This is a genomic window from Spongiactinospora sp. 9N601 (assembly GCF_044326295.1).
Classification (GTDB): domain Bacteria; phylum Actinomycetota; class Actinomycetes; order Streptosporangiales; family Streptosporangiaceae; genus Spongiactinospora; species Spongiactinospora gelatinilytica.
Window position 1 is genome coordinate 58,039 of sequence record NZ_JBIRBB010000018.1, and the last position, 23,942, is coordinate 81,980.

Here is a 23,942-nt window from a genome sequence, read left to right on the forward strand (position 1 = left end):
CTTCACCCCCCTGATCCACCCTCTTTTGCTCGTGGAGGACCTATGAAAGTTCGCATGCTCGCCGCCGGCACGCTGGCCGTGCTCGCCCTGGCCGGGACGGCGTCGTGCGGAGGCGGCCCGGCCGGGGAGTCCGGCACGGTCACCCTGCGCCTCGGCTTCTACGCCGGCGCCGGCGACCCCGCCGAGAGGCTCATGCGGGAGCTGGCCAAGGAGTTCACCGCCGCCAACCCGTCCATCAAGGTGGAGCTGGAGGTCGCACCGTACGTCAAGTTCTTCGAGCGGCTGCGCACGCAGATCGCCGGTGGCCAGGCACCACAGGTGTGGCTGTCGGACGGCGTGCTGGTGCAGGAGTTCGCCGCCCGCGGCGCGCTGGCCGACCTCACCGACCGCGTCAAGACCATGGACGCCGCCGCCTACTCTGGCCTGGAGCTGAACCGCGACGACAAGGGCCGCGTCCACGGCTTCCCGCAGGGTGCCCAGACGCCCGTGCTGTTCTACAACAAGAAACTCTTCGCCGAGGCCGGCGTGGCCGAGCCGACCGCCGAATGGACCTACGACGACCTGGCCACCGCCGCCAGGAAGCTCACCAAGGACACCAACGGCGACGGCAAGCCCGACACCTACGGGTTCCGCGCCTACTCGCCCGGCTTCACCGAGAGCTGGTGGCCCATCGTCAAGGCGTTCGGCGGTGAGGTCGCCACCGACGGTAACCGCAAGGTCGCCATCAACACCCCCGAGTCCAGGGCCGCGCTCGACTGGATGCTGGCCGCGATGGGCAAGGACGGGTTCGCTCCCGACTACGTCACCACCGAGTCCTTCGGCAAGGGCGCCGTGCACACGCTGTTCGCCACCGGCCGCGTGGCGATGTCGTACGGCATCTACGCCCGTACCCTGCCCGCCTTGAGCGCGAAGGTCGACTTCGGCGTCGCCCCGCTGCCCAAGGGGCCCGGCGGCCGGGGAAACGTCGGCATCGTCAACTCGTGGGTGGTCAGCAAGGCCGCCACGCCCGAGCAGGCCGACGCCGCCTGGAAGTGGATCACGTACTTCTCCGGCGAGGAACCCCAGAGCCGCTGGGCCAAACTCGGCGAGGCGATCCCGATCAACAAGAAGGCCGCCGCCACGGCACTGCCCGCCGACCGGGGCCCGGTGTTCCTGGAGGCGCTGGACGCCGCAAGCGACCTCGGCACCAACGCCGTGTGGTCGGAGTACACCGAGGCCCTGGCCAAGCGGGTCAATGAGGCGCTGTCCGGTGCCATCCCCGTGGCCACCGCGCTGGAGACCGGGCAGAAGGAGGCCCAGCAGGTCATCGACCGGTTCTATGCGGGGCAGGCGCAGTGATGTCGCTCCTCACCCGCAGGGCGCAGCCGGTGGCCGCCGCGCCGCCGCCGACGGCGCGCACACGCAAGGTCAGGGAACGCGCCTGGGCCCTGGCCTTCGCCTCCCCCTACCTGCTCCACCTGGTCGCGCTGACCGCCTGGCCGGTGCTGGCCTCGCTGTTCTTCAGCATGACCGACTACGACCTGATGTCCCCGCCCACGTTCGTCGGGTTCGGCAACTTCTCCCGGCTCCTCGGCGACGAGGTGTTCTGGCGCACCCTCGGCAACACCGCCTACTTCGCGGTGCTGTTCGTACCCACTCAGACGGTGCTGGCGCTGCTGCTGGCGATGGCGCTCAACCAGCGGCTGCGCGGCATGGCGCTGTTCCGGGCGGCCTACTTCGTGCCGGTGGTCTCCTCGTGGGTGGTGGTCGCCTACGTTGCCGACGCGGTGTTCAATCCGCAGACCGGCATCGCCAACCAGGTGCTCGGCCTGGTCGGGCTGCCGGCCGAGAACTGGCTCCAGGACCCCGCCCTGGTCATCCCCACCCTGGCCGCCGTCGCGGTGTGGAAGGGCGTCGGCTACATGATGGTGCTGTTCCTGGCGGGGCTGCAGGCCATCCCCGAGGAGCGGTACGAGGCGGCCAAGATCGACGGCGCTTCGGCGTGGAGCCGGTTCCGCTACATCACGTTGCCCGGCATCTCCGGTACGACGTTTTTGGTGCTGGTGCTCACCTCCATCGAGACGCTGCAGTCGTTCGAGCAGGTGTACGTGATGACCGACGGAGGCCCGCACGGTGCCAGCGAGCTGACCGTGCTCTACCTGTACCGGCAGGGCTTCCAGTTCTTCCAGATGGGCTACGCCTCGGCCGTGGCGTGGGTGCTGTTCGTGCTGGTGCTCGCGCTCACCCTGGTGCAGTTCCGGCTCCAGCGCAGGTGGGTGCACTATGCGTAAGACGCTGTCGTACATGCTGGTCCTGTCGGGTGCGGCGGTCATGCTGGTGCCGTTCCTGGCGGCGCTGGGCAACTCGCTCAAGAGCTTCGCGCAGTACATCCAGGTGCCGCCGGTGTGGATCCCCGACCCCGTCCAGTGGAGCAACTACGCCGAGGTGTGGGAACGCGCCCCGTTCGGGATCTACCTGGCCAACAGCCTCGTGATCGCCGTTCTGGCGGTGATCGGCAACGTCGTCACCAGCTCGACCGTCGGCCACGCCCTGGCCAGGATGCGCCTGCCCGGCAAGCAGGCCCTGCTCACCATGGCGCTCGGCACGATGATGCTGCCCACCGTCATCACGATCGTGCCGAACTTCCTGCTGTTCCGGTCGCTGGGCTGGCTGGACACGCTGCTGCCGCTCATCGTGCCGTACTGGCTGGCCACCCCCATCGGGATCTTCCTGATGCGGCAGACGTTCCTGGCCATCCCCAGGGACTTCGAGGAGGCCGCCGGCCTGGACGGCGCCAACCCGTGGCAGGTGTTCTGGCGCGTGCACCTTCCGCTGGCCAAGCCCGCCCTGGCCACGCTGGCCGTCTTCACGTTCACCACCTCCTGGAAGGCCGTGCTGGAGCCGGTCATCTACCTCACCTCGCCGGAGAACTACACGCTGCCCGTCGGCGTGCTGAGCCTCAAGGGGCAGTGGGTGGGCAACGACCAGCTCGTCACGGCCGCGGCCATGATGAGCCTGCTGCCGATGCTCGTGGTGTTCGTGCTGGCCCAACGCTACTTCGTCCGCGGAACCATGTCCGCGGGACTCAAGGGCTGACCTCGCATCCCGCTCAGCCTCCTCCACCTCAGAAAGGACATTGTGACCACTACATCCGGGCTGCGCCTGGGCGTCATCGGCGCGGGCACCATCGCCGAGTTCCACATGGCGGCCGCCCGCCAGAGCGCCGGGCGGGTGAACGTCGTCGCGGTGTGCGACGTGCGGGCCGAGGCCGCGGAGAAGCTGGCCGCCGAGGCCGGCGCCCGTGTCCACACCGACCACCGGGCGATGCTCGACGCGGGCGGCCTCGACGCGGTCGTCATCACGGTCCCGCACGCCCTGCACGCCCCCATCACCCACGACGCCGCCGCGGCCGGGCTGCACGTCCTCGTGGAGAAGCCCATCGCCACCACCCGCGAGGACGCCCTCGGCATGATCGAGGCGTGCCGCGCCGCCGGTGTCGTACTCGCCGTCGGCCACGTGCTGCGCTTCGTGCCGACGCTGCGCGCCGCGGCGGCCTACCTGGCCTCCGGCGAGCTGGGCGGCGTCGTGGTGGCCTCCGAGCGGCGCACCGCCGACTACGCCGACCCGGCCCGGCCGCGCTGGTTCCTGGACGCCGACATGGCCGGCGGCGGGATCGTGCTCAACGTCGGCACCCACAGCATCGACAAGCTCCAGATGCTCGTCGGCTCCCCGATCGCCGAGGTCACCGCGCACGTGGCCGTGCCCGCCGGCAAGGCCGTGGAGACCGAGGCGGTCGCGCTGGCCCGGCACGCCGACGGCACCCGCTCGACGATCAACGTCACCGGCACCGGCCTGCCGTTCACCGACGAGGCGGAGATCGTTTGCGGCCAGGGGGCGGTGCGGATCAGCCGCGGCGACGGGGTGTGGTCCTTCCGCGCAGGCGCCGCGACCCAGGTGGCCGCGCCCGAACCCGGCGAGATGGCCAGAGCCTTCGCCGCCCAGCTCAACGACTTCGCCCGCGCCTGCGCCGAGCGCACCCCGCCCGAGGTCACCCCCGAGTACGCGCTGTCCGTCCTGGACGTCGCCCTTGCCATCTACCAGTCGGCCCGTCTCGGCTCCACCGTCACCGTGAAAGGACACCCGTGAACCCGCTCGCCTTCAGCACGCTCGGCACCCCCGGCGCTCCCGTCGCCGAGGTCGTACGGATCGCCGCCGAGCACGGCTGCGCCGGCGTCGAGCTGCGATGCGCCGACGGCGAGATCATCGCGCCTGACACCCCGGCCGCCGGGCTGCGCGCGGTCGCCCGCGCCTTCGCCGCGGCCGACATCGAGATCGTCGCCGTCTGCTCCTACACCCGCGTGGCCCGCCCCGACGGCGACCCCGTCGCCGAAGTGCTGCGCCACGTCGAGATCGCCGAAACGCTCGGCGCGCGGTACGTGCGCGTCTTCGGCGGTGTCGAGGGCCAGTCCGACCCCGCCTCGGCCGCCGCGAAGCGGCTGGCCGAGGTCGCCGCCCAACTGCCGGACAACGGCGTGGACGTCCTGCTGGAGACCCACGACGTGTTCCTCACCGGCCAGGCCGTGGCGGCGGTGCTGTCCGGGATCGGCTCCGAGCGCGTCGGCGCCCTGTGGGACGTCGTCAACCCGTGGCGGGCCGGCGAAGCGCCCGCGCGCACCGCCGACGCGCTGGCGCCGCACCTGCGGCACGTCCAGATCAAGGACGCCGCCTCGCCCGCCGACCTGGCGCCGGTGCTGCCCGGCCACGGTGCCGTCGGCGTGCCGGCGGTGCTGGCCGAGCTGGACCGCATCGGGTACACCGGCTACCTGGCCCTGGAGTGGGAACGCGCCTGGTACCCCGACGCGCCGCCCGTCGGCGCGGCCCTGGCCGCCTTCCGGGAGGTGCTCGGCCGGTGATCCCCCAGGTCACCTCGTGGCGGCCCGGCGAGGGGCTGCTCCCGCTCGGCGCCGATGTGCGAGTGCGGGGGCCGCAGGCCGGGCTCGTGCGCGACCTGCTCGGCCTGCCCCCGCACGGCGACGGCCCGGCCGAGATCGTCTTGCGGCTCGTGGACGACGCCTCCCTGGGCCCGGAGGGCTACGTCCTGGCCATCTCCCCGGAGCGCGCCGACGTCACCGCCGCCGCCGAGGCCGGGTTGCGGTGGGCCGCCCAGACCATGCGCCAGTTCCGCACCCCCGCCGGCCTGCCGTGCGGCGTCCTGCGGGACGTCCCCCGGTACGCCTGGCGCGGCGTCATGATCGACGTCGCCCGCTGGTGGCGGCCCCTGTCCTTCCTGTACGCGTACGTCGACCTGCTGGCGCTGCACAAGTTCAACGTCCTGCACCTCCATCTCAGCGACGACCAGGGCTGGCGGTTCGAGGTCCGCGCCCACCCGAGGCTCACCGAGGTCGGGGCGTACCGGAGGCGGTCCCCGGCCGGGCACGTCCGCGACGGCGTGTCCGACGACACCCCGCACGGCGGCTTCTACACCCAGCGCGAACTGCGCGCGCTGGCCGAGTACGCGGCGACGCGCGGCGTCACCGTGGTCCCCGAAATCGAGTTCCCCGGCCACTCCCAGGCGGCCATCGCCGCCTGCCCGTGGCTGGGCCACCCCGGCGCCGAGCCCATCGAGGTGCGCACCACCTGGGGCATCTCGACGCACGTGCTGAACGCCGGCGACCGTGCCGCCGCGTTCGCCCGCGACGTGCTCGACGAGCTGTGCGAGGTGTTCCCCTCGCCGTACGTGCACATCGGCGGGGACGAGGTCCGCGGCGAGGAGTGGGCGTGCAGCGCCGAGGCCGCGCGGCGCGTGGCGGCCGAGGGGCTGCCCGGCTCCGCCGCCCTGCTCGGCTGGTGGGGCCGCCTGCTGGCGGGCCACCTGCGCGGGCTCGGCCGCCGCACGGTCGCCTGGGACGACATGCTCGACCATGACCCGCCCGACGACATGGTGATCATGGCGTGGCGGGGCGTGGACCGGGTGGAGGCCGCGCTGCGCGCCGGGCACGACGTGGTCGCCGCCCCGCACACGCACACCTACCTCGACTACGCCGAGTCCGACGGGCCCGGCGAGCCGGTCAGCATCTCCGGGCCGCTGCCGCTGGAGACCGTCTACGGGTTCGACGCCGGAGACGCCGTTCTCGGCCTCCAGGCCCAGTTGTGGGGGGAGTACCTGCCCACGCGGGAGCGGTTCGACTACAACGCCTTCCCCCGGCTGTGCGCCGTCGCCGAGGCCGCCTGGTCGCGGGGCCGGGACCTGGGCGACTTCACCCGCCGCCTGTCGGCCCACCTGCCGCTGCTCGACCACCTCGGCGTGCGCCACCGCCGGCCCGGCCAGGCCGGCACAATGGGAGGAGCCCCGCATGTTCGGGTCTGAGAAGGAACTCGAGGAACGGCTGGCCACCCCGTCCGCCGCGCTGGTCGCCGACGCCGCCCGGCTCGACGGCGACCTCGTCATCCTCGGCGCCGGTGGCAAGATGGGCCCCAGCCTGGCGCGCCTGGCCCGCCGCGCCCTGGACGCCGCCGGGCGCGCCACCACCCGCGTGCATGCCGCCTCGCGCTGGTCGGACGAGGCGGCGGCGCGGGCACTGCGCGACGAGGGCGTGGACGTCGTCCGCCACGACCTCATGGGCGGCGACGACCTGGCCGGGCTGCCCGATGCCGGCTGCGTCGTGTTCATGGCCGGCGCCAAGTTCGGCACCTCGGCCGAGCCGTACCGGGCGTGGGCGGTAAACGCCGCGCTGCCGGCCGCGGTCGGGCGCCGCTACCGCGACGCCGCCATCGCCGCGTTCTCCACCGGCAACGTGTACCCGCTCGTAGACGTGGCCCGCGGCGGCAGCGCCGAGGACGACGACCCCGGCCCGGTCGGCGAGTACGCCATGAGCTGCCTGGGCCGCGAACGCGTCTTCGAGCACGCCGCGGCGACCCTCGGCGCACGCGTGGCGATCCTGCGCCTGTCCTACGCCGTGGACCTGCGCTACGGCGTCCTGGCCGACCTCGCCTCCGCCATACTGGCCGATCGGCCCGTGGACGTCACGACCGGGCACGTCAACCTCGTCTGGCAGGGGTACGCCAACGAGGTCGCACTACGGTCGCTGCTGCACGCGCGCTCCCCGGAGCCGTTCGTGCTCAACCTGACCGGGCCGGAGACCGCCTCCGTGCGGCGCGTCGCCACCAGGCTGGCCGCACTTCTCGGCACCGAGGCCCGCTTCGCCGGGGAGGAGTCCGGCACGGCCCTGCTCAGCGACGCCTCCCGCTGCCATGGCCTGTTCGGCTACCCGGACGTCCCCCTGGACACCCTCATCGCCTGGCAGGCCGGCTGGCTGGCGCGCGGCCTGCCGCTGTCGGGCAAGCCGACCAAGTTCTCCGTGCGCGACGGGAGGTTCTGACGATGTCGATCGACCTGCTCAGGGAGGGGACGGTCATCCCCGCCCACCCGCTGGCGCTCACCGGCGGGCGTGCGCTCGACGAGCGCCGCCAGCGCGCGCTCACCCGCTACTACCTCGCCGCCGGGGCCGGTGGGGCGGCCGTCGCCGTGCACACCACGCAGTTCGCCATCCGCGAGGCCGGGCTGCTCCGGCCCGTGCTGGAGATCTCCGCCGAGGTGGTGGCCAAGGAGGCCGGGCGGCCCTTCGTGCTGGTGGCCGGGGCCTGCGGCGGTACCGCCCAGGCCGTCGCCGAGGCCGAGCTGGCCGCCTCGCTCGGCTACCACGCGGTGCTGCTGTCACCCGCCCTGCCCGGTGCGACCGAGCCGGAGCTGCTGGAGCGGGCGAAGGCCGTCGGCGAGGTGCTGCCCGTCATCGGCTTCTACCTGCAGGAGGCGGTCGGGGGACGCCGGCTGAGCCCGGCCTTCTGGCGGGAACTCAGCGGGCAGGAGTCCGTCGTGGCGATCAAGACGGCGCCGTTCGACCGCTACCGCACCGTGGACGTGGCCAGGGCGGTCGCCGAGTCCGGCCGCGCCGGCGACCTCGCCCTCTACACGGGCAACGACGACAACATCCTGGGCGACCTGCTCACCTCCTTCGCCGGTGTCCACGTCGTCGGCGGGCTGCTCGGCCAGTGGGCGGTGTGGACTCACGCGGCCGTGCTCATGTTCGAGGAGGTGCGGCGGGCGCGGGCCGGGGACGAGGCGGCCCTGCGCTCGCTGCTGGCCCGCGCCGCCGATCTCACCGACGCCAACGGCGCCGTCTTCGACGTGGCGGGCGGCTTCCGCGGGTGCATCGCCGGCGTCCACGAGGTGCTGCGCGGGCAGGGGCTGCTCGCCGGGACATGGTGCCTGGACCCGGAGGAGACCCTGTCGCCAGGGCAGGCGCAGGAGATCGCCCGAGTGCGGGCGGCGTACCGGTGGCTGGTGGACGACGACTTCGTGGCCGCCCACCTGGACGACTGGCTCCGCTGACCCGCCGGGGCGGGAGGGCCGCCCGGCCCTCCCGCCCCGTGCGGAGTCAGGTGGCCCAGCGGGCGGTGGCCAGGGAGCCGACGGCCTCCTCGTCCACCTCGACCCCCAGGCCGGGCCCCGACGGCACCAGCGCCGTGCCGTCCACGACCTCCACCGTGTTTCCCCCGACGTACGCCGACCGCACGAACTGCCTGCCGTTCAGGTCCACCGGCGTGTCCACGCCGAACGCCGCGAACAGGTGCAGCGACGCGGCGAACCCGAGGTCGGTGTCGGTCAGCCCCGACCCCATGACCCGCAGCCCGGCGTCCTCGGCGAGCTGGCACAGACGGCGCGACAACGTGAGACCGCCCGACCGCTGCACCTTCGCGATGGCGATGTCCACCGCATCGAGCTTCACGAACGTGGCCAGGTCCGACGGGTGCCGCAGGCTCTCGTCCAGGGCCACCGGCAGCGGGCTGTGGTCGCGTAGCCGCCGCAGGCCGGTGATGTCGTTGGCGGGCAGCGGCTGCTCGAACGCCGACACGTCCAGGTCGGCCAGCCGGCGGGCCATGCGCAACGCGCCGTCCACGGTGTACGCCTGGTTGGCGTCCACCCAGACGGGCGCGTCCGGCGCGGCCCGCCTGACCGCCGCCACCACGGAGAAGTCCGTCGCCTCGTCGTGCAGCCCCACCTTCACCTTGTACGCCCCGTAGCCGTGCTCGCGGCCCTCCTCGACCGCTCGCCGCACCTCGTCGGCGGTCTGACCGGCGACGATCCAGCCCAGCCTGATCCGGTCGAGCCTGCGCTGCCCCCACAGCACCCCGACGGGCACCCCGAGCGCCCGGCCGATCAGGTCGTGCAGTGCCATGTCGAGCGCCGACTTGGCGATGGGGGAGCCGATCGTCAGCCCCCGGTTGATCACCTTCTCGAAGGCCGCGCCGGCCCCGTCGAAATCCCACGCGGCCCGGCCGACCAGGGCCGGGGCGAGGTAGTGGTGAATCGTCGTCGAGATCGACTCGGTGGTCTCGTAGGTCCACGCGGGAGTCGGCGTCGCCTCACCCCATCCGATGATCCCACCGGCGGTCACCTTCACCAGGACGCGTTCCGCGGGCCGGCCCGGGGTGGTGACGCTGCCACCCGAGATACTGAACGACCGGATCGCGGGCAATTCCACGACAAAGGTCTCCACCCGCTCGATGACCAGCGAGTTCATGGATTACCCCCACAGAATGAATTCATACCTATTTCTTTATGGCGACGCGCCAGAATAACACGAATGACGAAATATCATAAATTAATGGAATGAATTCATGGGGTGCATTCGCCCTGGATTCCTGTCCCCGGTGAGCCGCCGATGATGATGACGTCGAGGGCGCGGTGGCCGTGCACGCCCTGAACCCGAGTGAGTTCGATGTCGCTGGTCGCGGACGGGCCGCTGATCCAGGTCAGGGGGCGGGCTGGAGACGGCCATCGTGTGGGGAGTCCGCCGGTGCCACGGCGTGCTCATCACCGAGGCCGAGGACGTGATCGGGCTCTCCAAGCTGTTCGGCCGCATCCCGACCACTTCCACCACTCCAGGGGCCTGCCCCTCGGTGGCCTCCGGGCCGCGATGCCGGCGGTTCGACTGGGTATCGGCACCGCAGAGGGTGCGTGTCTCTGCCACTGAGCAGCAATCGTTCGTGGGCAACCGCGCGCACTCGGCATAGCCTTTTGCTTTCGCCGCGCTGTCTGCGGCGTCCGGCAGAAGGGCAGAAAGGGGGGTGGGCAACGCCATGCAGGTGCGTGCGGCAGTGGTCGCCCGGCCCGGCGGCGCTTTCGTCATCGAGAGCCTCGATCTGGAAGCGCCGCGCCACGACGAGGTGCTCGTGCGAATCACGGCCTCGGGGATGTGCAGGACCGACCTGCACATCCGCGACCAGACGTACCCCGTACCGCTCCCGGTCGTTGCCGGGCACGAGGGCGTGGGGGTCGTTGAAGAGGTGGGATCGGCGATCTCGTCCTTTCGGCCCGGCCAGCGGGTCATCTTGTCCTACCCGCGCTGCGACCAGTGCGCGGCGTGCCTGGCGGCGCGGCCTCAGTACTGCGCGCACGGCTTCGCGCTGTCCTTCGGCGGCCTGCGACGAGACGGGAGCACCGCCCTGCGGGACCCGCGATCGGCCGGCCCGGTCCACGGACACATCTTCCAGCAGTCGTCATTCGCTGGTCACGCACTCACGCGGCCCTCCAACCTGGTCCCCGTCCCTGACGGTGTGCCTCTTGCGGCAATGGCGCCCCTCGCCTGCGGCATGCAGACGGGGGCAGGGGCGGTCGTGAACGTCCTGCGCCCGGCTCCCGGTTCGTCCCTGCTCATCGTCGGCTGTGGAAGTGTCGGGTTCGCCGCCCTCATGATCGCCGCGCGACTCGGACTCAGCCACCTGATCGTCGTGGATCCCGACCCCGGCCGCCGGCGTCTGGCGCGCGAACTCGGGGCGACCTGCACATTGGATCCTCGCGACGGCGCTGTGTATGACCAGATTGCGGACATCTGTCCTGCCGGCGTGTCCTACGCCATAGACACAAGCGCCTCTCCCGATGCCATCTCCGGCGCGGTCGCGGCCCTCGCCATGGACGGCACCCTCGTCCTGCTCGGGGCACCGCCGACCGGGACCACCGCATCGGTGGATCTCAACACGATCCTCAACGGACGGACCATACGTGGCGTCATCCAAGGAGACGCCGTCCCGCAGCTCTTCATCCCGTCCTTGATCGAACTGCACCGTCGCGGTCTGTTCCCCATGGATCGCATCGTGACCTACTACGACTTCGACCAGATCAACCAGGCAGCCGCCGACATGGAGAGCGGATCGACGATCAAGCCGGTGCTGCGCATGCCCGAGCAGCACTCGTGAAACGACCAAGGAGCACACGAATGTCCGGGGTAATCCGGCCGCGCCCAGTGGCCCTCAACCTGATCGACGGCCAGTGGGTCGACTCTCCCGACCACCGTCCGAGCCATGACCCCGCAACAGGCGGTGAGCTGGGGCACTTCGCCTACGCCGACAAGGTCCTCACGCAGACGGCGATCGACGCCGCGGTGCGGGCGTTCGAGGAATCGGACTGGAAGCAGAACCGCCGGCTCCGCCACAAGGTGCTGAACAGCATGGCCGACCTCGTGGAACAGCACAGCTCGCAGCTCATCGAGATGCTGGCGCTGGAGAACGGCAAGGTCCGGGGCGAGGCCGCCTTCGAGGTGGGCATGATCTCGCCCAAACTACGCTGGTGGGCGGCCATGGCCCTCACCGCCCAGGGCCGGTCGGCGGACATGGGCGAGGGGCGCACTTCGATCCTGCTGCGCGAACCGGTCGGCGTGGCGGGCGTCATCGTGCCGTTCAACTCACCCCTCATTCTGTCCGTTCGCTCGCTGGGGCCGGCGTTGGCGGCCGGCACGACGGTGGTGGTGAAGTTCCCCGAGGAGACCGCGCTGGTCAACTCGTTCTTCGCGGAGGTACTGCACCGGGCCGACGGGCTCCCGGACGGCGTCTTCAACGCCGTGAACAGCGACCGCGAGGGAGGGGCCGCGCTGGTCGACTCGCCGCAGGTCCCCGTCATCAGCTTCACCGGTGGCACGCGGACCGGGCGGGCCATCGCGACGGCCGCGGCCGAGCGCCTCAAGCGCTGCTCTCTCGAACTGGGCGGCAAGAGCCCGATGATCCTGTTCGAGACCGCCGATCTGGACGCCGCCGAGCCCGTCCTGGAGAAGGCGATCACCACGTTCGCGGGTCAGTTCTGCATGGCGGGCTCGCGACTGCTGGTCCATGAAAGCATCGCCGACCAGGTCCGCGAGCGCATGACGGCCAGGCTCGGCAAGGTCGAGGTCGGTCCCGCCGCCGATCCGTCCAGCGGCATGGGACCGCTGATGAAGCCGCAGGACGTCGAACGGGTCGACGCGGTCGTGCGCGAGGCGATCGACTCGGGCGCGCGGGTCCTCGTGCGCGGGGGTCCGGTGACCGAAGGTCCCCTGTCCCGCGGGGCGTTCTACCGGCCGACGCTGCTCGAAATCGACGACCCCAAGCTACCGATCGTTCAGGAGGAGACGTTCGGTCCGGTCCTCACGCTGCAGACCTTCTCCACCGAGGACGAGGCCGTCAGGCTCGCGAACGACTCCGACTACGGTCTCGCCGCGAGCGTGTGGTCCCGCGACCTGGACCAGCCCCTGCGGGTGGCTCGAAGGCTCCGGGCCGGGACCGTGTGGATCAACGAGTGGGCGGTGGTTCACGACGAGTTCGAAGAGGGCGGGTACAAGCAAAGCGGCCTCGGGCGTCTCAACGGCTTCTCCGGCATGGACGATTTCCTGGAGGCCAAGCACATCACGCAGAGCGACGCGGCCGGCGGATCAGGCCACTGAGGCTCGGAGACCGGAGCGGTGACCGCGTCAAAGCGATGTCAAGCGATCTGGCGCGAGATGGTCACGCTTGAGGTCAGGACCGCGGCGGCGAGGTTGTCGAGCCGCTTCGCGGAGCGGACCACAATGCCCAGGGCCCCGTGCAGGCGCCCCTGCCCGGTGAGGATGGGCGCGGCCACGGACACCGCTCCCAGGGTCATCTCCTCGCGTGAGTACGCCACTCCCCGGGCGCGCACCTGGCGAAGGTGGCGGTGCAGCCTGCCGGGCTCGGTGATGGTGTACATCGTGCGCCGGTCCAGGCCCCCCTCGATGACCTGGGCCAGCAGGTCGGGCGGAGACCACGCGAGCAGGCACTTGCCGACCGCCGTGGCGTGAAGAGGCAGGCGACCGCCCACCTGGGTCTCGTTCCGTACCGCGGTGGTACCCGACACCTTCTCGACGCACAGCGCCTCAGTGCCGTCCAGGACGACCAACTGGACGGCCTCGCGCGTGGCGAGGAACAGGTCGTTCATGTACGGCAGCGCCGAGTCGGACAGCCCTCGCCGTTGCGGGGCCAGGGTGCCGACCGCCCACAGGCGCATCCCGATCCGGTAGCGGTCCTCGGGCGTCCGCTCCAGGGCGCCCCACGCGACGAGCTCTCCGATGAGGCGGCGAGTCGTGCTGATCGGCAGTCCCGTGGCTCGCGCGATCTCGGTCAGGCTCAGGTCCGGCCGCGCCATCGTGAAGCTCCCGAGGACCGCGAACAGCCGGCCCGCCAGCGAGGCTCCGGGTGAGCCGGTGTTGCCGGCCATGGCTCGCTCCTTCGTCCGGCGGACAATGTCGGGCCATCTTACGCAGCTTGCCACTGAGCGGCACCAAGGGGTGGGCGGTGAGCCGGCCGGTCGCGTAACTTCGCTGGCTGAGCGGGCGGATGGATCGATCCGCTGCTGTGAGCACAGGCGAATGTGTCGTCGGTCAGAGGCGGAAAGAGAACATGGCGCGTGAGATGCGGGAGCGGGCGGTCGAGTCGTCCGACCTCCAGGACGTACTGGCCATCGAGCAGGTCATCGCTCGCTGGGCGGTCTGGCGCGACGCCGGAGACTGGGAGCGGTTCGGGACGCTGTGGCACCCCGACGGCTACATGACGGCGACGTGGTTCCAGGGGCCGGCACGAGAGTTCATCGAGGTCAGCCGGACAGGGTTCGAGAAGGGAGTGCGGATCAGTCACTTCCTGGGCGGCAGCTCCGTGGACGTCGTCGGGGCGCGCGCGATCGCGCAGACCAAGATGACGATCACTCAGCGGGCGTACGTGCACGAGGTCGAGGCGGACGTGGTGTGCCACGGGCGCTTCTACGACTTCATGGCACGCCTGGGCGACGCGTGGAAGATCGTGCGCCGGCAGCCGATCTACGAACATGACCGCATCGACCCCCTGGATCCCGCCGCGACCCTGGATCTGGACCCGACCCGCCTGAGCCGGTTCCCGGTCGGCTACCGGCACCTGGCCTACATGCAGTCCGAGGCCGGGTTCACGGTGAAGCCCGGACTGCCCGGCTTGACCGGCAGCGCGGTGACCAGGCTCTACGCCGAGGGTGAAGCCTGGCTACAGGGGTCGGACCGTCCAGGCGTCCCGCTGTGACCGGCGACGCCCTGCCGGCATCGGCCACCCGGCTCTCGTTCGTCCAGGAGCTGCCGTCGACTCGGGTCGTCTTCGGCAGGGGCTCCGCGGCGGACCTCCTGCCAGAGGTCGAGCGACTGGGCCTGGAGAGGATCGTCGTGATCGCGGACGCCGGCGCGGCCGAGGTCGCGCCGGACTTGATCGCACCGCTCGGCGGGCGCGTCGCGGCGAGCTTCGACGGTGTTCGACCACACGTCCCGGCGGAGGTGGCCACGCGGGCGCGCGAGCTAGCGGCCGACGCGAGAGCCGACGGCCTGCTGGCCATCGGCGGAGGCTCGACGACCGGCACCGCGAAGGCCGTCGCGCTGACCTCCCGGCTCCCGGTCCTGGCCGTGCCCACGACCTATGCCGGATCAGAGATGACCCCGGTGTGGGGAATCACGAGCGGGTCCACGAAGCGGACCGGCCGGTCCCTCGACGTGCTGCCCAGGACCGTGGTCTACGACCCCGGCCTCCTCGACGGGTTGCCGGCCCGTCTCGCGGCGACCTCGTCGCTGAACGCGATGGCCCACTGCGTCGAGGCGCTGTCCGCGCCGGCGAGCAGCCCGCTCATCCGTATCGTCGCGTTGGAAGGGGTCAAGGCCCTTCGCGAAGGACTCGACAAGATGGCGGCCGGCGCGACCCGACGACCGGACGAACTGCTCTACGGGGCGCACCTCGCCGGGACGGCCTTCGGCGTCGCGGGTTCGGGCCTGCACCACAAGATCTGTCACGTGCTGGGCGGCAGGTTCGACCTCGCGCATGCGGAGCTGCACGCGGCGATCCTGCCGGCGGTGATCGAGTTCAACGCCCCCGCGCTGCCGGCCCGGATGGCGGACCTGGCGGCGAGTCTCGCCGCCGCGGATGCCGGGGTGGGGCTGCGGGCCCTCTACGACCGGCTGCGCCTGACCCCCACGCTGGAGTCGGCAGGTCTGCACCCGGCCGACTTCGAGGCGGCGGTGGACGCGGTGGCCGGGGTCTTGCCGCTCGACAACGTCCGGGCCGTCTCGCGAGCAGACGTGCGCGCGATTCTTGAGTCGGCATTCGCGGGAAGGAGGCGTACATGAGGACGAGCCCGACCGACCAGATCGAGCAGGCGGCACGAGAGCGGGCGGTGACCGAGGAGGTCGTCCGCAGCTTCGACCGGACGGAGTCCGAGCGTCTCCGCCAGCTCATGGCGTCCCTCGTGCGGCATCTGCACGCTTTCGCGCGAGACGTGCGACTGACCGAGGACGAGTGGCGGTACGCGATCCGGTACCTCACCGAGACCGGCCGGATCTGCACCGACACCCGGCAGGAGTTCATCCTGCTGTCCGACGTCCTGGGCCTGTCGACGCTGACCGTCGGGATCAACTCCCCGGTGCGGGGAGCCGCCACGCAGTCCACCGTGTTCGGGCCCTTCTTCGTGGAAGGCAGCCCCGAGGTCCCGCTCGGCGGCAGCATCGCCGGTGACCTCCAGGGCACACCGTGTTACGTGCAGGGGCGGGTCACCGGCACCGATGGACGGCCGGTGGCCGGCGCCCGGATCGAGATCTGGGAGGCCGACGAGGACGGCTTCTACGACGTGCAATACGCTGACGAGCGTTGCGGAGGCCGGGCTCACCTGTTCTCCGACCAGGAGGGGCGCTACCGCTTCTGGTGCATCTTCCCCTCGCCGTACCCGATACCCGCGGACGGGCCGGTGGGCGCGCTGCTGCGGGCGACGGCCCGGTCGCCCATGCGGCCCGCGCACATCCACTACCTGGTGACGGCGCCCGGCTACCGCGCATTGACCACCCACATCTTCGTCGCGGACGGTCCGCATCTGGCGAGCGACGCCGTATTCGGGGTCAAGGAGAGTCTCGTCGTCGACTTCGTCCGCCACGCGGGGGGACGCGCGCCGGACGGCTCGATCCAGGAGGGCGGATGGGTGCAGGCCGAGTTCGACGTCGTACTCGGCAAGGACGACGACGCGACATGAGCTGCGGGCCGGCTCTGCGGGGAGACGAGGACATGACCGGAATCGGGCGCTTCTTGGAGCCCGGGCAAGGCGCCCGGCTCGACTTCGGCGGGATCGACACGCTGTTCCGGGTGAGCGCGGACTGGGTCGACGGTGCGTACTGCGTCGTCGAGCAGGTGCTCCCGGCCCGGTATCTGGTGCGGCCACACGAGCACACGTCGGAGGACCAGGTGGCGATCGTGCTGAGCGGGGAGATCGGCTTCCGCGTGGGGGACAGCGAGTTCGTCGGGGGCGCGGGCGCCGTCAGCGTCAGGCCACGCCGGGTGCCCCACGCGAACTGGAACCCCACGGACGCCCCGGCGACCATGCTCGAGATCACCTCACCGGGCCGGTTCGAGCAGTACTGGCACGAGATGGCCGCGAGCGGTCGCCCGGCGGCCGACGTCGCCGCGGACTGGGGGATCTCGTACGTGGACGAGTGGATCGACGATCTGAGGAGCAGGTACGGCCTGCGGGTCTAGGACGGCGAGAGTGCCGCGGGCGTGGCTCGGCGGCGAGAAAGATGGAGAAGTCGGGTGGACGTTCAGATCCTTTTCCTGCGTCTGGTGTTGTCCCTCGTCCTGGGGGCGCACGCTGCGCAGAAGACCTTCGGGTGGTTCCAAGGCCCGGGACTTGCCGGGGCCAAGCCGATCTTCGCGCGGTTGGGGCAGGTCCCAGCGGGTCCGATGGTGGTCCTCGCCGCGGTGTTGGAGAGCGTGTCGGCCCTGCTGCTGCTCATCGGACTGGCCACCCCGCTGGCCTGCGCCATCGCCGCCGGCACCCTCCTGGTCGCCGCCGCGTCGCAGACGCGGCTGTCCGGCAACTGGTGGAACGCCCGCGGTGGAGGGGAGTATCCCCTCGTGCTGGCACTTCTGGCGCTCGGCCTGAGCGCGTCCGGTGGCGGCGGCTTCGCGCTGGACCGCGCACTGGACGCGCCGTGGTCCGAGCCATCGGCCACCGAGTCGTTGGTCTGCCTGCTCCTGGCCGCCGCGGTGGCGACCCTTGCCGCGGCGGGCCCTGTGCTGCGGATGCTGCGGTTCACCAGCGCGGATCGCGCCTGACCGGTCGTCCGGAGGGACGTCGTCGCGTACTGGGCCGTCGCCGGCCGGTGTGCCTCGGCTGCCCTTGCGACGTGCCGCTCAGTGGCAAAGCCCTGTTGTAGTGACCTGCGACACGGTTCTAGCCTTCTCAGACTCCTGCACACACGCACACTGAAAGCAGAAAGCCGATGTTGACCTGCGAATTTCACCATCTCCGCTCCCGCATCCAGGGTGTCGGCCCGGCCGCAGAGGGGCGATGGTCTCGATGAACCGAGTCGTGATCCGCGGCGGCGCGGTGCTGACCCTTGACCCCCAGTTGGGGCAGTTCGCCGCTGCGGACGTCGTGGTCGAGGACGGAGTGATCGCCGCCGTCGCCCCCGGGATCGGCGAGTCCGTCGGCGACGCGGAGGTCATCGACGCCGGCGACATGATCGTCATGCCGGGGTTCGTCGACACCCACCGGCACACCTGGCAGGCGCCCCTGCGCCACATCGCGTCGGACTGGAGCCTGGGACAGTACTTCACCGGCATCCACCGCGGATTCAGCGCGCACTACCGTCCCCAGGACACCTACGCCGGAACACTGATCGGCGCGGTCGAGGCGCTCGACTCGGGCATCACGACCTTGGTCGACTGGTCGCACAACCTGAGCACCCCCGAGCATGCCGACGCCGCCGTCCAGGCGCTGCGCGACTCCGGAATGCGGGCGATCTTCACCCACGGCGGCGGACCGGCCATGTACCAGCAGGTACCCAGCCCCGTACCCCACGACCGCGACGTGGTGAGAGTGCGCGCGGAGCACTTCAGCTCCGAGGACCAACTGGTCACCATGATGTTCGGGCCGCGGGTCTTCCAATACAGCACGCCCGAGATCGCTCTCCAGGACTGGAAGCTGGGCCGTGAGCTGGGTCTGCGCTTCAGCATCCACGTCGGGGACGGCGAGTGGGGCAAGCACGGCCCGGTGGCGAAGATGCGGGATCACGGGCTCCTCGCCGACGACATCACGTACCTCCACTGCAACACCCTGAGCGACGACGAGCTGAAGATGATGGCCGACTCCGGCGGCACCGCTTCTGTCGCGGCGGACGGCGAGGCCACCCAGGGTCACGGCTGGCCGGCGACCGGGCGGCTGATCCGCGCGGGGATCCGGCCCAGCCTGTCCATCGATGTCTGCCCCGCCACCGGCGGCAGCATGTTCCACGCCATGAAGGCCACCATCAGCATCGAGCGGGCCCTGGACAACGCGACCAGGAGCAACGCCGTCGAGCAGCGGGGCCTGGCTCTGACGTGTCAGGACGTGCTGGAGTTCGCGACCATCGAGGGGGCCCGGGCCTGCGGGCTGGAGGCCCGCACCGGAAGCCTGACACCGGGCAAGGACGCCGACCTGATCATGATCCGGACCGACGACCTGGCGATGACCCCCCTCAACCATCCGGCCGGCGCAGTGGTGAACTCCGCCCACACGGCGTTGGTGGACACGGTCATGGTGCGCGGCGAGATCGTCAAGCGTCACGGACGGCTCGTCGGCCAGGACATCCGCGAGATCCGCAGGCTCGCGATCGCGACCCGGGACCACCTTCTGGAGCAGGCGTCCACCGACGCCGGCATCAACGACGCCGCCCTCGGGGGCCACTGGATGCCCGTGCCGCTCGTGGCCGAGTTCTGACGAAGACCGCCGCCGGGATGGGCACGGCGGCCATCGGCGACCACCCGTCTGCGGCATATGACCGGTTCGACCTCTCGGATCCAGCTACACCGGAGAAGCGGCTGTACCCCTAAGGAACGGCAATGAAGCAAGAGAAGTACCAGAGCAACAAGCGACTCGTCGCGCGTCGGGGAACGGCGGTGCTGATCACGTTCGTGATCGCCGCCACCGGGACGGCGTGCTCCACGACGGGCGCGTCGGGGAGCGGGCCCGCGCTCGGCACGCAAGCTCCGGAAAGTGCCGACGCCCGGCTGGTGGCGGACGCGAAAGCCGCGGTCGAACGCGGCTACAAGGGCGATTTCCAGCCGCCGCCCTCCGAGGGCCCCAAGGCCGTGCCTGGCAAGGACGTCTGGTACATCTCCTGCAACCAGCAGTCGTCGGCCTGTGTGGCGCAGGGTAAGGCGTTCGACGAGGCCGGAAAGGAGCTCGGCTGGAACGTGTCGATCCACGACGGCAAGTCGGACCCGACGATCGCCTCCACCAAGATCAGACAGGCCATCGCCGCAGGCGTCGACGGGATCGCCATCTCCTACTACGATTGTCCGGGGATCAAGACCGCGTTGCTCGACGCGCGTGCCGCCGACGTCCCGGTCGTCGCGGCCGGGTCCATCGACTGCGACAGCCCCGCCTACGGCGGGACGGACAAGCCCGGGTTCGCGGCGACGCTGAATCTGCGGGGCACCACCGACGCCGCCGAGTTCTACAAGATGTGGGGAGCCGCGCGCGCCACCCACATCATCGCCACGACCAACGGGCACGCCAACGTCCTCGACTATTTCGAGCGCAGCGAGAAGATCCAGGCCGCCCAGGGCGCCGGCTTCGCTACCGAGATGAAGAAGTGCAAGGGGTGCACCCTCAACCAGCAGGCATTCACCTGGCCGCAGGTGCCCAACCCGGCGGTGCAGCAGTGGCGGTCGGCGCTGCTGAGCCGCCCCGAGGTGGACACCGTCAGCAGCAGCATCGACGGCATCATGGCGCTGGGACTGGACTCGGTGATCCGCGAGTCGGGCCGTACCGACCTGCTGATCGCCGGCGGTGAGGGACTGACTCCCAATCTCGGCCTGATCAGGGAGGGGCGCCAGACCAGCGCGACGGCCCTGTCCTACGGCTGGATCTACTGGGGTCTTGCCGACACCCTGAACCGGCTGCTGGCGGGTGAGCCGCGCGAGTCGCTGCCCAGCCAGGGGATGGGCTGGCAGTACGTCGACCAGGACCACAACCTGCCCGAGAGCGGTGCGGCCTTCGAGCCGAGCTACGACTTCAGGTCGGCCTACCGCAACGTTTGGAACGGTACGAACGCCCAATGAACCCGCCATTTCGAGCACCGACGACGCTCGCACCCGAAGAAGCGGCCAGGCCCGGCGTCGAGGTCGTCAGGCTGTCGAAGACATTCAAGGCGACCAGAGCGTTGCGCGATGTCTCGCTCCAGTTCGCGCCGGGCCAGGTGCACGCCCTCCTTGGTGGGAACGGGTCCGGGAAGTCGACCCTGATCAAGACCCTTGCCGGGATCCAGCCGGGGGACCCGGGCGGCAGGATCGTCGTCGCGGGCGAGTCAACGGCCGCCGACCACGTCACGCCCGCCTGGTCCCACCGGCAGGGCTTGCGGTTCGTACACCAGGATCCAGGCGTCTTTCCCACCCTCAGCGTGGCCGAGAACCTCGCGCTGGGCCACCGCTACGAGACCCGTGGCGGACTGGTGAACTGGGCGGCCCTGAGCAGAAACGCCGCGCGGCTGATCGAGCGGTTCCACATCGAGGCCGAGCCCGGACAACTGCTGGGGGACCTGCGTCCGGCGGACCGGACGATGGTCGCCATCGCCAGGGCGCTGCAGGAGCGGGCGACCGGCCGCGACACGCAGTCGGTGTCGGTACTCGTGCTCGACGAGCCCACCGCCTCGCTGCCCGAGGAGGAGGCGCAGATCCTGCTCCGGGCGGCCCGGCGGTCGGCCGCCGAAGGGCTGGCCGTCATCTTCGTCAGCCATCGCCTGGACGAGGTCCAGGCCGTGGCCGACACGATCACGGTGCTGCGGGACGGCCAGGTCGTAGCCTCAAGACCCCGTGCGGAGCTGACGCAGTCCGACATCGTCGAGCTGATCGTCGGCTCGAAACTCGAACGAGTGGGCAAGGCCGAGCGGCCGGCCAGGACGGGCGTGGTACGGGCGCGGCTCACGGACGTCGCGGTCGGCCCGCTGCGGGGGGTCACGATGGAAGTCCGCGCCGGCGAGATCCTGGGGCTTGCCGGCCTCCTCGGGTCCGGTCGGACCGAAGTCCTCAAAGTGCTGTTCGGCGACCTCAAGCCCACGCGAGGAAAGGTCGAGCTGCCCGGCGGCGAGCACGCCACAGGGTCCATCAGCACCGCGATGCGAAGCGGAATCGCCTACATCCCCGAGGACCGGGCCGACGCGGTCTTCGCCGGTCTGAGCGTGAGGTCGAACTTCTCCGCGCCCAGCCTGAGCCGGTACCGACGGTTCGGATGGGTCCGCAAGAAGGCGGAGAGCCGCGACGCCATCGCCGCCATGTCGCGCCTTCGGGTGAAAGCCGGCTCGTGGGAGGCGCCGATCTCCACCCTCTCCGGCGGAAACCAGCAGAAGGTCGTGCTCGCTCGGTGGCTGAGCCGGTCCCCGCGGCTACTGCTGCTGGACGAGCCGACCCAGGGCGTCGACGTCGGCGCGCGCGCCGACGCCTACGAGATCATCCGCGAGTCCGCGACCGCCGGGATGGCGGTCGTCGTGGTGAGCTCGGACTTCGAAGAACTGGCCGACCTTTGCGATCGGGTCCTCGTACTCGCCGGCGGGCGAGTGGCGACCGAGCTCAGCGGCGACCAGATCGACCAACACAACCTGACGGAACAGGTGCTGATGCGAGGGACGACCACCGATGACCCCGAAGACTGAACTCACCGCCGCCGACGGCATCAAGGTGACGGGCGGCACTGGCGGCACTGGCGGCACTCGGATCAGGTCGCGGAAGCACGGCAAGCTGGTCAGCGCCGACATGCTCGAGAAGTTCGGCCTGCCGGTGCTGCTGGTGGTGTTGATCCTGTACTTCTCGTTCAGCCTGCCCGGTACCTTCAACACCCCTGCCAACTGGCGCGCCATCGCGATCTCCCAGGCGGCCCTGGCGGTGGCGGCCATGGCCTTGATGTTCCCCCTGGTCGCGGGGCGGTTCGACATCTCGGTCGGAGCCAATGTCGGTGTTTGCTCGATCATGACCGCGGCGTGCATGTCGAGATACGACCTCGACCTCGTCTGGGCCATCCTGGTGTCCATCGCGGTCGGCTCACTGATCGGCCTCATCAACGGGGTGATCATCGCTTACCTGGGTGTCAACTCGATCATCACCACACTGGGCGTGAGCATCGTCCTCGGCGGATTCGTCCAGGCCTACACCGGCGGAGTACCGATCAGCGAGAACCTCTCGCCGACGTTGACCGACCTCAGCCGAACCGCGTTCGCCCAGGTCCCGGTGCTCTTCCTGATCATGGCCGGCATCGCCGTCGCGGTGAACGTGTTCTTCCGCCACACGGCCTTCGGCCGCACGCTCGAAGCCACGGGCGCGAACGAGGTCGCGGCGCGGCTCAACGGAATGCCCGTGCGGCGCGTGGTGGCGTCGAGCTTCGTCCTCGCCGGACTCCTGGCCGGCGTCGCGGGCGTGCTCCAGGTGGCGAGCCAGGGCAACGGAAATCCCTCTGTCGGCGGCATCTCGTACATCCTGCCGCCGCTCGCAGCGGTGTTCCTGGGTGCGACCACGATCCGGCCCGGAACCTACAACGTGCCCGGCACGATCATCGCGCTCTTCTTCGTCGGTGTCGCCGTGTCGGGGCTCGCCATCATGGGCGTCGAGCCCTGGGTCACCGACGTTCTCAACGGCGGGGCCGTCATCGTCGCCGTCAGCCTCTCGGCGCAGTTCCGTCGCCGTCGCACCGGCACCGCAGAACTAGGTTCCTGAGGAGGAACGATGAGCACTCTCGACGTACCCGGCGCCCGCCTGCACTACCAGGTAAGGGGCAACGGTCCGCTGTTCGTGATGGTTCCGGCCTCGGGAGGCGACGGCGACATCTTCGACGCCGTCGCAGATGAGCTGGCCTCGCGCTACCGCGTGGCCACCTACGACCGGCGCGGCTTCTCCCGAAGCCGGCTCCACGGTCGCCAGGACTACGCACGACGGTTGGCCACGGACGCCGACGACGTCAGTCACCTCGTCGAGCACCTGGCGGACGGGCCTGCGACGATCTTCGGCAACAGCTCCGGCGCCGTCGTGGCTCTCGAGGTCCACGTCCGTCATCCCGACGTGGTGGCGACGACGATCGCGCATGAACCGCCGGCGGTGCGCCTGCTGCCCGACGGCGAGGAGTGGGTCTCCTTCTTCGAGGAGGTGTACGACCTCTATCGGGCGGCGGGCATCCACGTGGCACTTGAGCATTTCGCGAACCGGATCGCCCACGGCAGCGAGATCGACATGATGCAGAAGGCGATGGACCCGAACAACGGCAGCAAGGTGGCGGCGAACGTGACGTACTGGTTCGAGCGTGAGTTGCGCCAGTACACGAAAGTCCTGCCCGATGTCGAGGCGCTCGCGAGAGGAGCAGATCGTCTCGTGCTCGTCGGAGGCCGGGAGTCTAAGCAGCAGGTCTGCTACCGACCCAACGAGGTGCTGGGCGCTCGGTTCGGGCTGGAGGTCGTGGACCTGCCGGGGGGACACGTCGGCTTCCTGACGCACCCGGGCGAGTTCGCGCGCGAGCTGCTGCTCGCGCTGGATCGCGGCACCCGGCCTTCTCCCGAAGTCGCGGGCGCGTCCACGCACGTGCTTCATCACGACCAACTCAAGAACGGCGGAACGAAATGACGCGTATCGCA

22 protein-coding genes and 1 pseudogene are annotated in these 23,942 nt (G+C 70.7%); 20 read left to right on the top strand and 3 right to left on the bottom strand.

What is annotated here, in order from left to right; translation table 11 throughout:
* Positions 1 to 42: 42 nt before the first annotated feature.
* The 8 genes from ACH34R_RS34700 to ACH34R_RS34735 are packed head-to-tail and all read left to right on the top strand — an operon-like array spanning position 43 to position 8,368.
* Positions 43 to 1,338: an ABC transporter substrate-binding protein gene (locus ACH34R_RS34700; RefSeq protein ID WP_397565785.1), complete on the top strand. Its 1,296-nt coding sequence runs from the start codon at positions 43 to 45 to the stop codon at positions 1,336 to 1,338.
* Positions 1,338 to 2,270, top strand: a complete 933-nt coding sequence (locus tag ACH34R_RS34705; protein WP_397565786.1) for a carbohydrate ABC transporter permease — start codon at positions 1,338 to 1,340, stop codon at positions 2,268 to 2,270. The genes ACH34R_RS34700 and ACH34R_RS34705 overlap by 1 nt, the downstream gene beginning before the upstream one ends.
* Entirely contained in the window at positions 2,263 to 3,075 is an 813-nt protein-coding gene (locus ACH34R_RS34710) for a carbohydrate ABC transporter permease (protein ID WP_397565787.1), read from the top strand. Before ACH34R_RS34705 ends, ACH34R_RS34710 begins: the two co-directional genes overlap by 8 nt.
* A 42-nt stretch (positions 3,076 to 3,117) precedes the next feature.
* Positions 3,118 to 4,125 (top strand): Gfo/Idh/MocA family protein, encoded by a 1,008-nt coding sequence (locus ACH34R_RS34715; protein ID WP_397565788.1) that lies wholly within the window; start codon positions 3,118 to 3,120, stop codon positions 4,123 to 4,125.
* Positions 4,122 to 4,892, top strand: coding sequence for a sugar phosphate isomerase/epimerase family protein (locus ACH34R_RS34720; protein WP_397565789.1), 771 nt, complete (start codon positions 4,122 to 4,124; stop codon positions 4,890 to 4,892). Before ACH34R_RS34715 ends, ACH34R_RS34720 begins: the two co-directional genes overlap by 4 nt.
* Positions 4,889 to 6,346, top strand: coding sequence for a beta-N-acetylhexosaminidase (locus ACH34R_RS34725; protein ID WP_397565790.1), 1,458 nt, complete (start codon positions 4,889 to 4,891; stop codon positions 6,344 to 6,346). Before ACH34R_RS34720 ends, ACH34R_RS34725 begins: the two co-directional genes overlap by 4 nt.
* Complete coding sequence (locus tag ACH34R_RS34730) at positions 6,333 to 7,358, top strand: NAD-dependent epimerase/dehydratase family protein (protein WP_397565791.1); 1,026 nt, start codon at positions 6,333 to 6,335, stop codon at positions 7,356 to 7,358. Before ACH34R_RS34725 ends, ACH34R_RS34730 begins: the two co-directional genes overlap by 14 nt.
* Positions 7,359 to 7,360: 2 nt before the next feature.
* The gene (locus ACH34R_RS34735) at positions 7,361 to 8,368 is read left to right on the top strand and encodes a dihydrodipicolinate synthase family protein (protein ID WP_397565792.1); all 1,008 of its coding nucleotides are present in this window, start codon (positions 7,361 to 7,363) and stop codon (positions 8,366 to 8,368) included.
* Between the two features lie 46 nt (positions 8,369 to 8,414).
* Here the strand turns inward: ACH34R_RS34735 and ACH34R_RS34740 are convergent, their stop codons facing one another.
* Both ACH34R_RS34740 and ACH34R_RS34745 read right to left on the bottom strand, forming a co-directional pair.
* Positions 8,415 to 9,560, bottom strand: coding sequence for a mandelate racemase/muconate lactonizing enzyme family protein (locus ACH34R_RS34740; protein WP_397565793.1), 1,146 nt, complete (start codon positions 9,558 to 9,560; stop codon positions 8,415 to 8,417).
* A 95-nt stretch (positions 9,561 to 9,655) separates the two neighbouring features.
* Positions 9,656 to 9,811 (bottom strand): annotated as a pseudogene (locus ACH34R_RS34745) (LUD domain-containing protein); the annotation flags it as partial.
* A gap of 308 nt (positions 9,812 to 10,119) precedes the next feature.
* Here ACH34R_RS34745 and ACH34R_RS34750 point away from each other — a divergent pair.
* Both ACH34R_RS34750 and ACH34R_RS34755 read left to right on the top strand, forming a co-directional pair.
* Positions 10,120 to 11,235: an NAD(P)-dependent alcohol dehydrogenase gene (locus tag ACH34R_RS34750; RefSeq protein WP_397565794.1), complete on the top strand. Its 1,116-nt coding sequence runs from the start codon at positions 10,120 to 10,122 to the stop codon at positions 11,233 to 11,235.
* Positions 11,236 to 11,255: 20 nt separating this feature from the next.
* Positions 11,256 to 12,731: an aldehyde dehydrogenase family protein gene (locus ACH34R_RS34755; protein WP_397565795.1), complete on the top strand. Its 1,476-nt coding sequence runs from the start codon at positions 11,256 to 11,258 to the stop codon at positions 12,729 to 12,731.
* 38 nt (positions 12,732 to 12,769) lie between these two features.
* On the opposite strand, the gene ACH34R_RS34760 is transcribed toward ACH34R_RS34755, so the two are convergent.
* Positions 12,770 to 13,519: an IclR family transcriptional regulator gene (locus ACH34R_RS34760; RefSeq protein WP_397565796.1), complete on the bottom strand. Its 750-nt coding sequence runs from the start codon at positions 13,517 to 13,519 to the stop codon at positions 12,770 to 12,772.
* Positions 13,520 to 13,701: 182 nt separating this feature from the next.
* Here ACH34R_RS34760 and ACH34R_RS34765 point away from each other — a divergent pair, with 182 nt between their 5' ends.
* From ACH34R_RS34765 to ACH34R_RS34810, 10 genes are all read left to right on the top strand, one after another.
* Entirely contained in the window at positions 13,702 to 14,346 is a 645-nt protein-coding gene (locus ACH34R_RS34765) for a nuclear transport factor 2 family protein (protein WP_397565797.1), read from the top strand.
* Entirely contained in the window at positions 14,343 to 15,431 is a 1,089-nt protein-coding gene (locus tag ACH34R_RS34770; RefSeq protein ID WP_397565798.1) for a maleylacetate reductase, read from the top strand. The genes ACH34R_RS34765 and ACH34R_RS34770 overlap by 4 nt, the downstream gene beginning before the upstream one ends.
* Positions 15,428 to 16,324, top strand: coding sequence for an intradiol ring-cleavage dioxygenase (locus ACH34R_RS34775; protein WP_397565799.1), 897 nt, complete (start codon positions 15,428 to 15,430; stop codon positions 16,322 to 16,324). Before ACH34R_RS34770 ends, ACH34R_RS34775 begins: the two co-directional genes overlap by 4 nt.
* A 32-nt stretch (positions 16,325 to 16,356) precedes the next feature.
* Entirely contained in the window at positions 16,357 to 16,824 is a 468-nt protein-coding gene (locus ACH34R_RS34780; protein ID WP_397565800.1) for a cupin domain-containing protein, read from the top strand.
* A 54-nt stretch (positions 16,825 to 16,878) separates the two neighbouring features.
* On the top strand, positions 16,879 to 17,403 hold the full coding sequence (locus ACH34R_RS34785) for a DoxX family protein (RefSeq protein ID WP_397565801.1): 525 nt from the start codon (positions 16,879 to 16,881) through the stop codon (positions 17,401 to 17,403).
* Between the two features lie 244 nt (positions 17,404 to 17,647).
* Complete coding sequence (locus ACH34R_RS34790) at positions 17,648 to 19,048, top strand: amidohydrolase family protein (RefSeq protein ID WP_397565802.1); 1,401 nt, start codon at positions 17,648 to 17,650, stop codon at positions 19,046 to 19,048.
* Between the two features lie 122 nt (positions 19,049 to 19,170).
* Positions 19,171 to 20,394, top strand: a complete 1,224-nt coding sequence (locus ACH34R_RS34795; protein ID WP_397565803.1) for a sugar ABC transporter substrate-binding protein — start codon at positions 19,171 to 19,173, stop codon at positions 20,392 to 20,394.
* Positions 20,391 to 21,980, top strand: coding sequence for a sugar ABC transporter ATP-binding protein (locus ACH34R_RS34800; protein WP_397565804.1), 1,590 nt, complete (start codon positions 20,391 to 20,393; stop codon positions 21,978 to 21,980). The genes ACH34R_RS34795 and ACH34R_RS34800 overlap by 4 nt, the downstream gene beginning before the upstream one ends.
* A gap of 100 nt (positions 21,981 to 22,080) precedes the next feature.
* Entirely contained in the window at positions 22,081 to 23,034 is a 954-nt protein-coding gene (locus tag ACH34R_RS34805; protein ID WP_397565805.1) for an ABC transporter permease, read from the top strand.
* Positions 23,035 to 23,043: 9 nt separating this feature from the next.
* On the top strand, positions 23,044 to 23,931 hold the full coding sequence (locus ACH34R_RS34810; protein WP_397565806.1) for an alpha/beta hydrolase: 888 nt from the start codon (positions 23,044 to 23,046) through the stop codon (positions 23,929 to 23,931).
* The last annotated feature ends 11 nt before the right edge of the window (positions 23,932 to 23,942 follow it).

Bases quoted from the DNA above. Each gene is read 5' to 3' on its own strand.
- ACH34R_RS34700 (WP_397565785.1), top strand. From the start codon at position 43: ATGAAAGTTCGCATGCTCGCCGCCGGCACGCTGGCCGTGCTCGCCCTG.
- ACH34R_RS34705 (WP_397565786.1), top strand. From the start codon at position 1,338: ATGTCGCTCCTCACCCGCAGGGCGCAGCCGGTGGCCGCCGCGCCGCCG.
- ACH34R_RS34710 (WP_397565787.1), top strand. From the start codon at position 2,263: ATGCGTAAGACGCTGTCGTACATGCTGGTCCTGTCGGGTGCGGCGGTC.
- ACH34R_RS34730 (WP_397565791.1), top strand. From the start codon at position 6,333: ATGTTCGGGTCTGAGAAGGAACTCGAGGAACGGCTGGCCACCCCGTCC.
- ACH34R_RS34735 (WP_397565792.1), top strand. From the start codon at position 7,361: ATGTCGATCGACCTGCTCAGGGAGGGGACGGTCATCCCCGCCCACCCG.
- ACH34R_RS34740 (WP_397565793.1), bottom strand. From the start codon at position 9,560: ATGAACTCGCTGGTCATCGAGCGGGTGGAGACCTTTGTCGTGGAATTG.
- ACH34R_RS34750 (WP_397565794.1), top strand. From the start codon at position 10,120: ATGCAGGTGCGTGCGGCAGTGGTCGCCCGGCCCGGCGGCGCTTTCGTC.
- ACH34R_RS34755 (WP_397565795.1), top strand. From the start codon at position 11,256: ATGTCCGGGGTAATCCGGCCGCGCCCAGTGGCCCTCAACCTGATCGAC.
- ACH34R_RS34760 (WP_397565796.1), bottom strand. From the start codon at position 13,519: ATGGCCGGCAACACCGGCTCACCCGGAGCCTCGCTGGCGGGCCGGCTG.
- ACH34R_RS34765 (WP_397565797.1), top strand. From the start codon at position 13,702: ATGGCGCGTGAGATGCGGGAGCGGGCGGTCGAGTCGTCCGACCTCCAG.
- ACH34R_RS34775 (WP_397565799.1), top strand. From the start codon at position 15,428: ATGAGGACGAGCCCGACCGACCAGATCGAGCAGGCGGCACGAGAGCGG.
- ACH34R_RS34780 (WP_397565800.1), top strand. From the start codon at position 16,357: ATGACCGGAATCGGGCGCTTCTTGGAGCCCGGGCAAGGCGCCCGGCTC.
- ACH34R_RS34790 (WP_397565802.1), top strand. From the start codon at position 17,648: ATGAACCGAGTCGTGATCCGCGGCGGCGCGGTGCTGACCCTTGACCCC.
- ACH34R_RS34795 (WP_397565803.1), top strand. From the start codon at position 19,171: ATGAAGCAAGAGAAGTACCAGAGCAACAAGCGACTCGTCGCGCGTCGG.
- ACH34R_RS34800 (WP_397565804.1), top strand. From the start codon at position 20,391: ATGAACCCGCCATTTCGAGCACCGACGACGCTCGCACCCGAAGAAGCG.
- ACH34R_RS34805 (WP_397565805.1), top strand. From the start codon at position 22,081: ATGCTCGAGAAGTTCGGCCTGCCGGTGCTGCTGGTGGTGTTGATCCTG.
- ACH34R_RS34810 (WP_397565806.1), top strand. From the start codon at position 23,044: ATGAGCACTCTCGACGTACCCGGCGCCCGCCTGCACTACCAGGTAAGG.